The 13895-nt window shown below is 66.7% G+C and carries 14 protein-coding genes and 2 tRNA genes; 10 read left to right on the forward strand and 6 right to left on the reverse strand.

The genetic code is table 11. The features are described from left to right. Window positions 1–102: 102 nt before the first annotated feature. Window positions 103–1374, forward strand: coding sequence for an MFS transporter (locus AC4D14_RS02615; RefSeq protein WP_490900021.1), 1272 nt, complete (start codon window positions 103–105; stop codon window positions 1372–1374). Between the two features lie 4 nt (window positions 1375–1378). Here the strand turns inward: AC4D14_RS02615 and def are convergent, their stop codons facing one another. The 4 genes from def to orn all read right to left on the reverse strand — a co-directional run bounded on the left by def (window position 1379) and on the right by orn (window position 4121). Beyond that, complete coding sequence (gene def, locus AC4D14_RS02620) at window positions 1379–1951, reverse strand: peptide deformylase (protein WP_490900022.1); 573 nt, start codon at window positions 1949–1951, stop codon at window positions 1379–1381. A 51-nt stretch (window positions 1952–2002) separates the two neighbouring features. Beyond that, entirely contained in the window at window positions 2003–3157 is a 1155-nt protein-coding gene (locus tag AC4D14_RS02625) for an acyl-CoA dehydrogenase family protein (RefSeq protein ID WP_490900023.1), read from the reverse strand. Between the two features lie 141 nt (window positions 3158–3298). Beyond that, a tRNA-His gene (locus AC4D14_RS02630) sits at window positions 3299–3371 on the reverse strand. Between the two features lie 147 nt (window positions 3372–3518). Further along, complete coding sequence (gene orn, locus AC4D14_RS02635; RefSeq protein ID WP_490900024.1) at window positions 3519–4121, reverse strand: oligoribonuclease; 603 nt, start codon at window positions 4119–4121, stop codon at window positions 3519–3521. Between the two features lie 370 nt (window positions 4122–4491). Between orn and mptB the strand changes: the two genes are divergently transcribed. From mptB to AC4D14_RS02650, 3 genes are all read left to right on the forward strand, one after another. Further along, window positions 4492–5994, forward strand: coding sequence for a polyprenol phosphomannose-dependent alpha 1,6 mannosyltransferase MptB (gene mptB, locus AC4D14_RS02640; RefSeq protein ID WP_490900025.1), 1503 nt, complete (start codon window positions 4492–4494; stop codon window positions 5992–5994). A gap of 83 nt (window positions 5995–6077) precedes the next feature. Beyond that, entirely contained in the window at window positions 6078–6497 is a 420-nt protein-coding gene (locus AC4D14_RS02645) for a DUF3224 domain-containing protein (RefSeq protein WP_490900026.1), read from the forward strand. Between the two features lie 99 nt (window positions 6498–6596). Next, window positions 6597–6669: transfer RNA gene (locus AC4D14_RS02650), tRNA-Arg, on the forward strand. Window positions 6670–6865: 196 nt separating this feature from the next. Here the strand turns inward: AC4D14_RS02650 and AC4D14_RS02655 are convergent. Next, window positions 6866–7639, reverse strand: a complete 774-nt coding sequence (locus tag AC4D14_RS02655) for an SGNH/GDSL hydrolase family protein (RefSeq protein ID WP_490900027.1) — start codon at window positions 7637–7639, stop codon at window positions 6866–6868. Between the two features lie 199 nt (window positions 7640–7838). Between AC4D14_RS02655 and AC4D14_RS02660 the strand changes: the two genes are divergently transcribed. The 4 genes from AC4D14_RS02660 (at window position 7839) to ettA (ending at window position 11327) form a co-directional block, all read left to right on the forward strand. Beyond that, entirely contained in the window at window positions 7839–8423 is a 585-nt protein-coding gene (locus tag AC4D14_RS02660; protein WP_490900028.1) for a single-stranded DNA-binding protein, read from the forward strand. A 113-nt stretch (window positions 8424–8536) separates the two neighbouring features. Beyond that, window positions 8537–9085 (forward strand): GNAT family N-acetyltransferase, encoded by a 549-nt coding sequence (locus AC4D14_RS02665; protein ID WP_490900029.1) that lies wholly within the window; start codon window positions 8537–8539, stop codon window positions 9083–9085. After that, the gene (locus AC4D14_RS02670) at window positions 9082–9594 is read left to right on the forward strand and encodes a hypothetical protein (protein ID WP_490900030.1); all 513 of its coding nucleotides are present in this window, start codon (window positions 9082–9084) and stop codon (window positions 9592–9594) included. The genes AC4D14_RS02665 and AC4D14_RS02670 overlap by 4 nt, the downstream gene beginning before the upstream one ends. Window positions 9595–9644: 50 nt before the next feature. Then, the gene (ettA, locus tag AC4D14_RS02675) at window positions 9645–11327 is read left to right on the forward strand and encodes an energy-dependent translational throttle protein EttA (protein ID WP_490900031.1); all 1683 of its coding nucleotides are present in this window, start codon (window positions 9645–9647) and stop codon (window positions 11325–11327) included. A 262-nt stretch (window positions 11328–11589) separates the two neighbouring features. Here ettA and AC4D14_RS02680 read toward each other — a convergent pair whose 3' ends face one another. Continuing rightward, window positions 11590–12486 (reverse strand): acyl-CoA thioesterase, encoded by an 897-nt coding sequence (locus AC4D14_RS02680; RefSeq protein WP_490900032.1) that lies wholly within the window; start codon window positions 12484–12486, stop codon window positions 11590–11592. Window positions 12487–12710: 224 nt separating this feature from the next. Between AC4D14_RS02680 and AC4D14_RS02685 the strand changes: the two genes are divergently transcribed. Continuing rightward, window positions 12711–13172, forward strand: coding sequence for an acyl-CoA thioesterase (locus AC4D14_RS02685; protein WP_490900033.1), 462 nt, complete (start codon window positions 12711–12713; stop codon window positions 13170–13172). Between the two features lie 6 nt (window positions 13173–13178). After that, window positions 13179–13844 carry a DUF8185 domain-containing protein gene (locus AC4D14_RS02690; RefSeq protein WP_490900034.1) on the forward strand — a complete coding sequence of 222 codons (666 nt, stop codon included), beginning with the start codon at window positions 13179–13181 and terminating at the stop codon, window positions 13842–13844. Window positions 13845–13895: the final 51 nt, after the last annotated feature.

Consider the following 13895-nt stretch of genomic DNA (forward strand, 5'->3'; position numbering starts at 1 on the left):
AGCTATCAGCAAGAATGACCGCCGTCAATACTGCATCAATCGGTGCCGGGAGAATCCTCGTTGGGCCCTTGAGGAACACCGGCGCTCCGCTACCCTGTGTCAATGACCGACACCGTAGCGCCGCGGAGGCACCTCCTGCTCCGCAATACGGACTTTCGGTCGCTCTGGATTTCCGGGACGGCAGGAGTGTTCGGCAACGCGGTCGCCTCCGTCGCGCTCCCGGTGATAGCGGCGGTTGAACTGCGCGCCAGCGACTTCGAGGTGGCCGCCCTCGCGGGCATGGTTTTCCTCCCATGGCTGCTCTTTGGCCTGGTGATCGGCGTGTGGGTCGACCGGCTTCCACGCAAGCCGGTGATCCTCTGGTCGCTCGTCCTGCGGATCGTTGCGCTGCTGTCCCTGCCTCTGGCCTATTGGTACGGCGTGCTGAGCACCCCGCAGCTGTTCCTCGTCGCCTTCCTCGCGGGGGTGTCCTCCGTCTTCTTCAACCTCGCCGACCAGGCACTGGTTCAGCAGGTCGTCACCAAGGAGGAATTGGTTGAGGGCAATGGGTTGATGACCGGGTGGGGGGCCGCCGCCGACGCCGCAGGCAGGGCCGTAGCCGGCTGGCTCACCAGTGCCGCCGGGGCGTCGAACTCGCTGCTGGTCCAGGTGGGCGCCTCGGGGGTGTCGCTTGCCGCCGTGTCGACCCTGAAGGTGAAGGAGGTTCCGCCACCTCCCACCAAACGCAAGCTGCTCCGTGAAATGGCCGACGGGATGGCCTACACCTTCAGCACGGGCCCACTCCGGGCGATCCTCTTCAACGCCGCGCTGTGGAACCTCGGCGGCAACATCGCGGCGTCGCTGATCGTGCTGCTCGTCCTGCGCACACTGGGCGAGTCGGAGATCTGGCTCGGATTCCTGCTCGCGGGGGCCTCGGCGGGCGGCGCGGTCGGCGGCATCACGGCCAAGGCGATAAGTGAACGCCTCGGCTCGGGCCCGCTGTGGCGCTGGTCCATGGTGCCCGGCGTGCTCGGGTACGCATCGCTGCTGGTCATGACCCCAGGCCTGGGCATGCTGCCCGGCGTCGCCGGGATGTTCGTGATGGGCGCGTGCGTCGCATGGAACATCGTTGTCGGAACGAGCTTCCGCCAGCGGGTGTGCCCCCCCAACATGATGGGCAGGCTGGGAGCGGCATCGCGCACGGTGAGCTGGGGCATGCTTGCCGTCGCCAGCTTCTCGGCAGGAATCCTCGCCGAGGCCTTCGGGGTCAGGACGGCGGTCCTGATCGGCGTGGTGATCGCCTTCGGGGCGCCCCTGATCGCCATCTTCGGACCGCTGCGGAAGGTGCAGCGGCTCGAGGACCTTGAACCTGCCCCGTCGCCCGGAGCAGCCTGAGGCGCTAGTGCCCGAAGGGGTCGGGGTCGACGCCGGGCAGCCAGGTCAGGCCGGGAACGCCCCACCCGTGGGCTTTCATCGCCTTGCGTGCCTTGCGGCCCTGGCGGTTGTTGAGCCGGTCGATGTACAGCTTGCCGTCCAGGTGGTCGTACTCGTGCTGCATGCAGCGCGCGAACCAGCCGGTTGCCTCGAACTCTACCGGCTGCCCATCGCCGTCGAACCCCGTGACCTTGACCCACTCGGCCCTCTTCAGGGGGAAGGACTCGCCCGGCACGGAAAGGCAGCCCTCGGATTCCTCGTCCGGGTCCGGGTCCGCGCCCGAGATCTTCGAGGTGACAAGCGTCGGATTGACCAGGACGCCGCGGGGCGGCACGCCGTCGTCGTTGGCCATCCCGTACACGAAGACACGGAGGCCCACACCGATTTGGGGTGCTGCGAGGCCCACCCCGTTGGCTTTGTCCATTGTCTCGAACATGTCCGCTATCAGGGTGCGCAGCTCGTCGTCGAACGCCTCGACGGGCGCGGCCCGGCGGTGCAGCACGGGTTCGCCTGCGATGGTCACGGGGTGGACAGCCATGGTTCCTTCCGGTGGTCGGGTAGACAGGGGATCGGGCGGGCGTGCGGTGGGTCAGCGGGCGATTGAACGGCCGACGACGTCGCGCATGATTTCGCTCGTGCCGCCGAAGATCGTGAGCAGCCGGGCCGCAAGGAATGCCTGGGAGACCGGGTACTCGAGGATGTACCCGTAACCGCCGTGAAGTTGAAGGCAGCGGTCGGCGATCGACTTGACCCGTTCGCTGGCCCACAGCTTGGCGCGGGCAGCGGCGACAGCGTCGAGCCTGCCCTCGTTAAACGCCGTCATCGCGGCATCGACGTAGGCCTCGGTGACCTCGACTTCAGTGAGGATATCGGCAAGTTCGAACCGGGTGTTCTGGAAGTCGATGACCCGTTCGCCGAACGCATTGCGCTCGCGGGTGTACGTCACGGTCTGCTCATAGACGGCACGGGCCAGGGCCGATGACGCAACGGCAATGCCGAGCCTGCCCTGGGGAAGCTGCTCCAGGCTGTACCGCAGGCCGGAGCCCACCTCGCCCACGAGGTTGTTTCCCGGAACCCGCACGTTGTCGAAGAACAGCTCGGCTGTATCGGACGCGCGAAGGCCCATCTTGTCCAGCTGGCGCCCGGTGGTGTAGCCCTCGGTCTTTTCGACCATGAACAGGGAGAAGGAGTCGCTGGCTCCGCGCCCGGTTCCGCCGTCGGTCCGGGCAAGCACCAGGGACGCGTCGCCGGTGATGCCGTTGCCGATGAAGGTCTTCTGGCCGCTGAGCAGCCAGTCGTCGCCGTCGCGGACGGCTTTGGTGCGGATTCCGCGCAGGTCGCTGCCGGCGCCGGGTTCCGTCCATGCCACCGAGGTCACCTTTTCCCCCGACACCATGGCCGGAAGCCACCGCTCCTTGAGGTCCTCGGAACCGTAGGCGAGCAGATGGGGCAGCACCATGTCGTCGTGCAGGTGGAAGGCGAGCCCGACGGCGAGGTGGTTGCTGCGCGCGAACTCCTCGTCAAGGACGGCGCGGAAGCGGTAGTCGCCCATGCCGGCACCACCGAACTCCTCGGGTACGGCCATGCCCAACAGGCCCTGTTCCCCGGCAGCCTCCCAGACCCGGCGCGGCATCCGGTGCTCTGCGTCCCACTGGGAGTAGAAGGGGGAGACTTCGCGGGAGTTGAACTCCTGCGCTACCTCGCGGAATAGCTCGTGATCTTCTTCGAACACTCGGCGCTCCATGCGGCAGACCTCTCAAAACGTGGTCGGTGATAACTGGAAACCTGGGGCAGGCCGCCGGGGGCGGCCGTAAAAAACACCAGCCGTCCCGGAGAATCTCCGGAACGGCTGGTGTTGGCGGATCGCTGTGCAATCCGCCGCGCGGGTGAGTAACGGGGGTTGAACCCGCGACCTCCTGGACCACAACCAGGCGCTCTGCCAACTGAGCTATACCCACCATGCAGCCTCGCTGGACCCGCACCCTGATCCTGCTGGGAGCCGGTCCGTTGTGTAACGGCAGCGGAAACAAGTTTACACACTTTTCCGGATGCTTTTGCCAGCGGGCCGGTCCGGGGTGTCGCCGCGCCTGCGAAGGCGGGCCGGATCAGGCGTCGAGCTGCTGGGCGAGGGCCTTGCTGGCCGCCGAATCGGGGCCGGGGCTTGGCACGAACACGGCCTGCCGGTAGTAGCGCAGCTCACGGATCGAATCCTGGATGTCACCGAGGGCGCGGTGGCCTCCGACCTTCGCCGGGGCGTTGAAGTAGGCGCGGGTGAACCAGCGGCGGGCGAGTTCCTTGATCGTCGACACGTCGATGACCCGGTAGTGGAGGTGGGCGACGACTTCTGGCATGTCCCGGACCAGGAAGTTCCGGTCGGTGCCAACGGAGTTCCCGGCGAGCTGGGCCTTGTTCGGCTCGGGCACCCAGGCGCGGATGTACTCAAGCACTTTTTCCTGGGCTTCCTGCATGCTGATCCCGTCGGCAAGCTCACCGAGCAGCCCCGAGGTGGTGTGCATTGTGCGGACAAAGTCGCCCATCTGGGCAAGTGCCCCGGGATCGGGCGCGATGACGACGTCGACCCCTTCCCCCAGGATGTTCAGCTCCGAGTCCGTGACGAGCACGGCAACCTCGATGAGGGCGTCGGCCTCGAGGTTGAGGCCCGTCATTTCGCAATCGATCCACACGATGTGTTCATTTGATATCGGCACCCGACAAATGTACCGCGCAGCCGGGGCGGGCCAGCCGGTGCCTTGGGATTACGACGCGTGCCACCATGCGTCTGGCGGTATGGATCTTTCCGGCCCGGTGCGGCTTCCGGCCGGCCGTCCAGGGCCCGGTGCTAATATCGAGGCAGTTTGGATGCGTTCACCGAAGGCCATCTTTGACCGGTCTTGGCCGGGCCAATCCCGTTAACCGCGGTCCACCGGGGAACGATTGGTTGTGCCGGCGGACGCACACAGGCAGTGCACGCCGGTCCGGTCGGTGTTCCGGCGTGCAGTGCGCGGCGGCCTGAACGGGCCGACCGACTGCCCATGCCGCATAACGATTGGATACCCGTACATGACCGCCCAGGTCCCCGTGACTGAGCCATCGTCCGCACCGCGTGCCGACCGGCCCAACACGGCGATTCTCCAGGGGTTCATCGGGTCGCTCCTGATGTGGGTCGGGTCCCTCGGGGTTGGCTGGCTCTCGCTTGCCTCGGTAGAGCTGCGGCGCGTGCCGGTCATCATCTGGCTGCGCTTCGAGCCGGCCGGCGCCCTGTTCTCGGTGCTCATGCTCGCGCTCGGGGGCATGCTGCTCGTGCGGTCCTGGCTGCGCCTGGGGCAGCGGCTTGGCGGGTGGGGCCCGGAGTCCCGGCCCCACGTGCTGCGCGCCATCGTCGCGTGGGCAGCTCCGATGTGTCTGGCACTCCCGCTGTTCAGCCGTGACGTGTTCGCCTACATCGCCCAGGGCCAGGTAATGGTTGCGGGGCTGAATCCCTATGTCGACGGATATTCGCAGATCTCCAACTACCTGCAGATCGGCGCGGACGACTTCTGGGCGCAGAGCCCCACGCCGTATGGGCCGGTGTTCCTCTGGCTCGAGGAACTGGTCGTCCGCCTCACCGGCGGGCAGCCGGACTTCTCGGTTGCACTGTTCAGGGTCCTGGCCCTGATCGGGGTTGCGCTCTGCGTCTACTTCGTGCCTAAGCTCGCCGAACTCCACGGCATCAACCCGAACCGCGCCCTGTGGTTGACCGCGGCCAACCCGCTGTTCCTCATCAACTTCGTGGCCGCCATCCACAACGACTCGCTGATGGTGGGCCTGGCTCTGGCCGGGCTTTACCTGACGGCAACCCGCCGCCCGCTCCTTGGCATCCTGCTGGTGACCCTCTCCGTGGGAATCAAACCCATCACCCTGATTTTCCTCCCCTTCCTGGGGCTGATCTGGGCAGGGAAGGGAGCCTCCTGGGGGCGCAGGATCCGGTACTGGGCCATCACCGCGGCCCTCTCGCTCGGGCTGTTGGGAATCATGGGGATGCTCAACGGGCTCGGATTCGGCTGGGTCGGCGCGCTCAGCACACCGGGAAGCGTATGGATCTGGTACGCGCCCGTGGGCTTCCTCGGCATGCTGATCGAGTCCCTCGCGAACGCGGCCGGTCTACCCGGAGCGGTCCTTGCCGCAGGCATCCATAAGGCCGGAACCTTCGCGTCGGTAGGGATCATCCTCTGGCAGGTGTTCCGCGGGCAGCACAGCCGGATCGTCCGGAGGCTGGCGCTGGCCCTGTCCGCCGTCGTCCTCCTCGCACCGATGATCCAGTCCTGGTACGTGGTGTGGCTTATCCCACTGTTCGCGGTCACCGGGATCCGCGAGGACTGGCAGGTCAAGACCCTCTACTTCCTCGTATCCTTCTTCATGATCTACGCCATTTCCGACCAGCTCGACATCTTCCCCTACTTCGAACTGAGCCTCATTGTGGCCCGTCAGTTCGCGGCTGTGGTTGCCCTCAGCTTCGCCCTTTACCTCGTGTTCCTCGACCGGCGCACCAAGGTACTCTTCCGGCGCCGGTACCAGGCGAAAGCCCCCGGGCAGCTGCGCTGACGGGTGCCGGTTTCCGCCCGGACGGGAGTGCCGCCGGGTCCGGCCGGCATGCACCCCGCCCGGTTACCGGCAATACTGGGGGGATGATGGATTCTGGAGAAACACTGTTCCACGGCGAATTCGAGATCACCGAGTGGGATGCGCAGCCTTGGGAAGTACAGGGCGGCACGGGCGAATTCTCACGGGTGCGCGCTGTGAAAGTGTTCAGCGGTGAGATCTCCGGCACAAGCACCGCGGAGCTGCTCATGACCGGCAACGACGTCGGCGCGGGGTACGTGGCCTGCGAGCAGTTCACCGGATATGTCGGCGAACGCTCGGGCTCGATGACCGTTCAGCACTGGGGCGTGGCCGAGGGAACGGCGGCCGCGGCCTCCGGGCACATCATCCCCGGCTCGGGCACTGACGGCCTGGCCGGGATTGCCGGCAAGGCGATCTACTCGCAGGACCCCGACGGGCAGCACCGCCTTGAACTGCGGGTCAGCTTCGGACCCCTGCCCGAGTAGCATCGGCCGCGCGGCCGCTGCCGTTGGCTCCGGAGCCGGCACCAGCGGTGCAGAGATGATCAGCAGCCGGCTCGGAGGGCATAGTAAACTGGGCCTGATGCCTCCGTAGCTCAGGGGATAGAGCAGGGGCCTTCTAATCCTCTGGTCGCAGGTTCGAATCCTGCCGGGGGCACACGAAAAAGCGGTTCCGGCCAAGCACAGCGCTTGGCCGGAACCGCTCGTTTAAGAGCCCATCTGCTGCCCCGCCGCGGCCAGGAGGACGATTCCATTGCCGTCAGGGTCATCGAACCGGGCGAATCGTCCCCGGGGCGCTTTTTGCGCCACCCGCGCCGTTGCGGAAGCCTCAATCCCTGGCTCCCGACGCAGGCTCACCGGGCCAGGGCGGAGAGCTGCCTGCGGGCGCTCGCGGCGAGCAGATCGGAGCCCTTTTTGCTGGAATGGACTCCGTCGTCGGTGAAACCCGCCGACCAGGAGCCGTCGGGCTCCGCAACCGCGGTGTAGACGTCGATCAGGGGCAAGCCCCGGGCCGCAGCCTCTGCGGCAATTCGGCGGTTCAGGTCGGCGGCCTGTGCCGGCAACCTCTCCGATGGCGGGACGAGCGCGGCCACCGGTGATGCGCCCCGTTCGGTGATTCCGTCCCACAGGACACCGATGCCGCGTGCGGTCTCCTCGGGCGACGTGCCGTGGTGAAGGTCGTTGGTGCCCGCCTGCACCACCACGAGATCGGCCCCTGCAACAGCGGCATCGAGCCTGCTGGTGAGATCCGACGTCCGTGCCCCGGGGTGGGACTCGAACGGGCCGGACCGCAGTCCGGGCACGGTGCCGGTGACAACCGTCTGCCGCCACCAGGAGTCAGCGCCGTAGGCGTGGGAGTCCGAGAGGATGCCGATGATTTGGCGTGGCGTTTGGGTGCTCCCCGTGACGCCGGTCGGTTGCGAAGTGGCTGACGGGGTGGCGGGCGGGACGGTGGCGGCGGGAACATCCGCTGCCCGCCGGTTTGCGGTGGAGGTGGCGCCGGGTCCGGACGCTGCACCGGGACCGGGATCGCCCCGAAGGCTTACAGCGGCGGCAGCCAGCGCAACAATCAACGCCGCAGCAACGAAGGTCGCGATGCCCAGTCGTGCCCGCACGCTCCGAGCCATGATTCCCCCTGATTCTTCCCGTAGCCGCACCGGAGGTCCCATCATGACAGCCGCCGCCGGCTTCCGCACCGGCTGTACCGTGACCACGTTCGGGGATGTCCACATAGCACCCCCGGCTCCCGTTGGCGGAGCGATTGCGCCGGAGACTTGATGCGGGCCCGTGGCGGGCTGCTGAGTGAGTCAGGCGAGAGGAATTGCAATGAACGAAAACATCACCGTCCGGGGATACGTCGCAACGGACGTGCGGCTGAACCTTGCACCGAGCGGCCTGGCAATCGCGGGCTTCCGGATGTGCTCAACCGAGCGGCGGTACGACCGTTCGGCAGGGGCGTGGGCGGACGGCCACACCAACTGGTACTCGGTGTCGATGTTTCGGCAGCTGGCCACGAACGGCGCCGCGAGCATCAAGAAGGGCGACCGCGTCGTGGTTTTTGGCAGGCTGAGGATCCGGCCCTGGATCAACGATGACGGAAGGACGGGAACCTCGGTGGAAATTGACGCCGAGACGGCGGGGCACGACCTCATGTGGGGCACAGCTGCATTTCGGCGCATCTCGGTGGAGAAGACTGAAAAGACAGGGGATCACGATCCGCAGCGCGATGCCGGTTCGGCACCCGACGGCGTGGATCCCGAAACAGGCCTGATCCTCGAACCGGAGAGTACCAGTGATGTTGCAGGACTGAACGGGGGAGCGGGCAGCGACAATACCGACCCGGACGTCAGCGTGTCCGGTCCCGAGACCGAACAGGACGCCCTGGCGGTCGAGGCACGCAGCGCATTCTAGGCGGATTGGTGCAGGCGTGAATAGTCGTCTTTCGACGCTTTTGGGGTTCACGGAAATGACCGCGCACTTCGGGCCATTAGGACGCCGTGCCTCTGGCGGACATAATTCGGACCATGGCGTTGATCGTTGTTCCCTTTTCCGTGCGCGAGCACCTTGATGAAACCGTTGAAGTTCTCTCCCGGATTCGTCGGTCCGACCCTGCCTACCCGCCCCGCCGGGACGCCGACAGCGATGCGCGCTCCCTGGCCACGTGGTTGATGCAGGGCGGTGGGCTAGGCCGCTGGGTGGCGTTGTTCGATGGCCGGGTCGCCGGACACGTCCTGGTGTCAGCGCCACATCGCTACCTTCTGGATCATTTCGACCGGACGAATTATGCGCTCATGGCGCCCAATGGAATCGGCGAGATCGGAAAGTTCTTCGTTGATCCCCAATGGCAACGTGGCGGCATCGGTTCGGCATTATTCTCAACCGCGGTCAAGTTCGCATGGAACGCGGGACTCCAACCCGCGCTCGCCGTATTGACGGCCTCGGAGAAGGCCCGGCGGTTCTACACGACGATGGGAATGCACAATGCGGGCAGTTTTCTCGGAGTGCACGGCGAGAATCACGTGTTTATAGACGAAACGGCGGCCCGGCGGGCACCTCAGGTAGCGACGCAGTGATGTCCGGTGATGCGATGAACATGACCGCCGCCGCAATGTCTGCCGTGGCCGCTATGGCTGCCCTCGTTGTGGCATGGATGAGCCTGCGCCAGTCGCAGCGCACGTCGGAGGCCGAACGACGCCACAACGCACGTGCGATGGATGATGCGATCCAGTCACGGCTCGACCCGATGTATCCGCATCTCCGCAATGTCCTTGGACACCTCGAAGACGGTGTGCCCCGGGAGATCCGGCACGTGCTGATTCCCTTTTTCGTCCTGTTCAGCGACGCGTTCGCGGCCCACCGCGACGGGTTGCTGAACGATCGCGACTGGGCGGGCATCGCCCAGGAGATGGCCTACTGGACCCAGAAGCCCACGGCTCGCCGCGCGTGGGATGCCTTCCGGCAACAGACCTGGACCGACGGGTTCGTCGCGCATGTCGATGGTGTCCTCGCGGGGCCACCCGTCTATCCCGACCTTGAGGGACAGTTCGTCGAACCTGCAGCCGCTTGGCCGAAGGGGTCTTAGCAGGCCACCTGAATGTGAGTTATGCCCTGCCACGCACTAGCCTTGGTGGTATGGCGGAATTTATCTACACAATGACCAAGGCCCGCAAGGCTGTCGGCGACAAAGTGATCCTCGACGACGTAAGCATGTCCTTCTTCCCCGGTGCAAAGATCGGCGTGGTCGGTCCGAACGGTGCCGGTAAGTCCACCATCCTCAAGATCATGGCCGGACTTGACACCCCCTCCAACGGAGAGGCCCGTCTGAGCCCCGGGTACACCGTCGGGATCCTGCTGCAGGAACCCCCGCTGAATGAGGAAAAGACCGTCCTCGGCAACGTCCAGGAGGGCGTGGCGGAGATCTACGGCAAGATCCAGCGCTTCAACGAAATATCCGAGGAACTGGCGGATCCGGACGCCGACTATGACAAGCTGCTCGGGGAAATGGGCCAGCTGCAGGAAGCGATCGACGCCGCCGACGCCTGGGACCTTGATTCCCAGCTGGAGCAGGCCATGGACGCCCTGCGCTGCCCGCCGCCGGACGCCGACGTGTCGGTGCTCTCCGGTGGTGAGCGCCGCCGCGTGGCCCTGTGCAAGCTGCTGCTCCAAAAGCCGGACCTGCTCCTGCTCGATGAGCCCACCAACCACCTCGATGCCGAAAGCGTCCTGTGGCTCGAGCAGCACCTCTCCGCCTACCAGGGCGCCGTGCTGGCCGTCACCCACGACCGGTACTTCCTCGACCACGTCGCCGAATGGATCGCCGAGGTCGACCGCGGACACCTCTACCCCTACGAGGGCAACTACTCCACCTACCTGGAGAAGAAGCGCGCCCGGCTTGAGGTACAGGGCAAGAAGGACGCAAAGCTGTCTAAGCGCCTTACCGAGGAACTTGAGTGGGTGCGGTCGAACGCTAAGGGCCGCCAGACCAAGTCAAAGGCCCGCCTGAGCCGCTACGAAGAGATGGCGGCCGAAGCGGAGCGCACCCGGAAGCTCGACTTCGAAGAGATCCAGATCCCGCCGGGACCGCGCCTTGGCAGCCAGGTCATCGAGGCCAAGAACCTGCGGAAGGGCTACGACGAGCGCGTGCTCATCGACGGGCTGTCCTTCTCGCTGCCGCGCAACGGCATCGTCGGTGTCATCGGTCCCAACGGTGTGGGCAAGACCACCCTGTTCAAGACCATTGTCGGACTCGAACCCCTGGACGACGGCGAGCTGCGCATCGGTGAGTCGGTGAAGATCTCCTACGTCGACCAGTCACGCGGCGGGATTGACCCCAACAAGTCGCTGTGGGAAGTGGTTTCCGACGGACTCGACTTCATCCAGGTCGGCCAGGTTGAAATGCCCTCCCGTGCGTATGTCTCGGCCTTCGGCTTCAAGGGTCCCGACCAGCAGAAGAAGGCGGGCGTCCTCTCCGGCGGTGAGCGCAACCGCCTGAACCTGGCCATGACGCTCAAGCAGGGCGGCAACCTGCTGCTCCTCGACGAGCCGACCAACGACCTGGACGTCGAAACGCTCTCCAGCCTTGAGAACGCCCTGCTCGAGTTCCCGGGCTGCGCCGTGGTCGTCTCGCACGACCGGTGGTTCCTGGACCGGGTTGCAACCCACATCCTGTCCTATGAGGGCACCGACGCCGAACCTGACAAGTGGTACTGGTTCGAAGGAAACTTCGACGCCTACGAGGAGAACAAGATCGAGCGCCTCGGACCCGATGCCGCGAAGCCGCACCGGGTCACCCACCGCCGCCTGACCCGCGGCTAGGGTCCTGCCCGAGACGATTCGAGCCAGGACGGTTCCGGCCTAGGACCCCTTGGAAGAACAGCAGGCCAACGGAAGAGGACGCGCACCCGCGGGTGCGCGTCCTCTTCCGATTAACCCCGGCTTCCCGGCGTGGCCGGGAGCGGGCGCTTTCCTGTTGTGCGCTGTCCGGCTTCCCGCCGCCGTGTGTCAGCGTCGCCTTCTGCACTGTGCTGTGCCGTGGCACATCATCGTCCGCCGGGCGCGGTCCTGCTCGGTGCCCCTTCTATTTCCCACCGGGCGAGGGAACCCGGATCATCCCCTCCTGCGCGACGCTGGCCACCAGGTCGCCGGCCCGGTTGTAGATCTTCCCCGCGGCGAGTCCGCGTGCCCCCGACGCACTTGGCGAACTCTGGACGTACAGCAGCCACTCGTCAACGCGCACCGGACGGTGCCACCACATCGCGTGGTCAAGGCTCGCCACGCTCATGCCGGGATGGATCCAGCTCAGTCCGTGCGGCCTGAGGATCGGCTCAAGCAGCGTGTAATCGCTGGCGTAGGCGAGGGCGGCGCGGTGCAGCGAGTCATCGCCCGGCATCGGACCGAAGGTCTTCATCCACACGGCATTCCTCGGCTCCCGGTCACCGGTGTTGCTGACATACAGCGGGGCATCGATGTGACGCACGTCGAAGGGGCGGTCGAAGGCCCACGCGCGGGCGACGGGGTGGTCGAACCCGCTCAGGAGATCGGCGGTGCTTGGCAGCGACTCGGGGTCCGGAACGTTCTCGGGCATCGGGTCCTGGTGGAGAATCCCCTCGTCGGGTTCCTGGAAGGAGGCGATCATCGAGAGGATCGGCACGCCGTTCTGGTAGGCGTGGGTGCGGCGCGCGGAGAACGACCTGCCGTCACGCAGCCGCTGCACCCCAAAGGTGATCGGCTGGTCCGCGTCACCGGCCCGCAGGAAGTACCCGTGCATTGAGTGGACCTGGCGGGTCGGCTCGACGGTGCGGATCGCCGCAACGAGGGACTGGGCAAGGACCTGGCCGCCGAAGACACGCTTGCCCGGCTGCGGCGCCGAGGAACCGACGAAGATGTCCTCATCCGTGTGGGCCCCCTCCGCGCTGCTCAGGTCGAGCAGTTCAAGCAGTGACTGCGTGGGATCGGCGCGGGGCTCTGCGGACATCGGGCGGGGTCTCCTTGCGGTGGAATCTGTTCGGGACCGGCGGCAGCCGTCCGGGCCTACTGCTGACCTTAGACGCACCGGAGGCGCGGCCTCAAGCGGACAGGACGGCACCGCGGGCCGGCGGGGTGCCCGCGGTTCACCGGCCTCGGAGTGCCGATGCGCCCCCGTCGTCCGCGGCCGCGGCCGAATGGCTAGGATGCCTCCCGGTTTGAGAGGATGAGACCATGCCCCGCACCCTCACCGTCCCGATCCAGCTGCGCTTCGGCGACGAGGACTCCTACGGACACATCAACAACGTCCGGTTCCTCCAATATCTTGAGGACGCACGGATCGCGATGACCCTCGAGCCCACCGACGGGGGCACGTTCCGCGGAGCGACCGACCCCGGAACCTTCACCCTCGTGGCGCGCAGTGAAATCGAGTACCTCGCTCCGTTGAACTACGCTCCGGAACCCGTGCTCGTTGAAGCCTGGGTAGTCAATGTCGGGTCCTCAAGCTTCGAGATCGGCTACACCGTCAAGGACGGCAGCGGCCCCGACGGGGGCACGCTGTGCGCCGTCGCCTCAACAACAATGATCCTGGCCAGCCGGGAGAGCGGACGGCCCGTGCCGCTGAACGCCGGCCAGCGCACGGCCCTTGAGTCATTCTCCGGCCCGGCGGTTCCCTTCCGCCGCAGCGGCAAGTAGGCGGCCGTGTCAAGCGCGGCGGGTACAACCCGCCTGCTTTTCGCCGACGCCCAGGTAGCGGCCGACCTGCGCACCTTCACAGCGCGCGCGCGGGCCTCCGACGACGGCGCGGTGCGGCTCCAGGCCCAGGGGAGCGTCCTCGCAGCCTACGTCTGCGTCCTGCGCCCGACGATCCTCGGCGAAGCAACGCCCACCGTGCTGGGCCTGCGTACGATGCCGCTGACCGAGCCCGCCTCGGTCGACGTGACCGTACCCTTGGCTGCGGTGTCCGACCGGCTCGCCAGGATGCACGACGGGGTGGAATTCGCCGTCCCGCCGACAACCGTGCAGCAGAACTGGGCGGGAATCCTTCCGCCGCGCGCGGGTTGGAGCCCGGCCGGCGCAATGGGAATCGACGCCCTCGAGCAGGCGGCCCGCGACGGAATCGCCGAGGTCGCCGGGGGTCTTCCGGACCGCGCCGGCGCCCTGATCGTTAACAACCGGCGCGGAACGGTGTGGGGGAGGGCGATGCCCGGCGCGCCGGCCGCGCTTCCGGCGGGCGCCGCGTTCGGGGCCTTCACCCTGGGATTCCTTGCTCCGGGCGAGACCCCCGCGGTCTTCACCAACGGACGGTGGACGAGGCTGAGCACCTCCCGGGGCCACGTGCTTGTGCGCGCCGCCGCGGTCTTCTAGGGCTGAGATGCTGCTTCCGGGCAGCCCTGCCGTTCCAAGGCTGTCCCGCTC

This window comes from Arthrobacter sp. TJ-254, assembly GCF_058269175.1.

Coding starts and splice junctions, on each gene's coding strand:
- AC4D14_RS02665 (WP_490900029.1), top strand. CDS start 8,537: ATGGCGTTGATCGTTGTTCCCTTTTCCGTGCGCGAGCACCTTGATGAA.
- AC4D14_RS02615 (WP_490900021.1), top strand. CDS start 103: ATGACCGACACCGTAGCGCCGCGGAGGCACCTCCTGCTCCGCAATACG.
- AC4D14_RS02680 (WP_490900032.1), bottom strand. CDS start 12,486: ATGTCCGCAGAGCCCCGCGCCGATCCCACGCAGTCACTGCTTGAACTG.
- AC4D14_RS02645 (WP_490900026.1), top strand. CDS start 6,078: ATGATGGATTCTGGAGAAACACTGTTCCACGGCGAATTCGAGATCACC.
- AC4D14_RS02625 (WP_490900023.1), bottom strand. CDS start 3,157: ATGGAGCGCCGAGTGTTCGAAGAAGATCACGAGCTATTCCGCGAGGTA.
- def (WP_490900022.1), bottom strand. CDS start 1,951: ATGGCTGTCCACCCCGTGACCATCGCAGGCGAACCCGTGCTGCACCGC.
- AC4D14_RS02655 (WP_490900027.1), bottom strand. CDS start 7,639: ATGGCTCGGAGCGTGCGGGCACGACTGGGCATCGCGACCTTCGTTGCT.
- AC4D14_RS02660 (WP_490900028.1), top strand. CDS start 7,839: ATGAACGAAAACATCACCGTCCGGGGATACGTCGCAACGGACGTGCGG.
- AC4D14_RS02685 (WP_490900033.1), top strand. CDS start 12,711: ATGCCCCGCACCCTCACCGTCCCGATCCAGCTGCGCTTCGGCGACGAG.
- ettA (WP_490900031.1), top strand. CDS start 9,645: ATGGCGGAATTTATCTACACAATGACCAAGGCCCGCAAGGCTGTCGGC.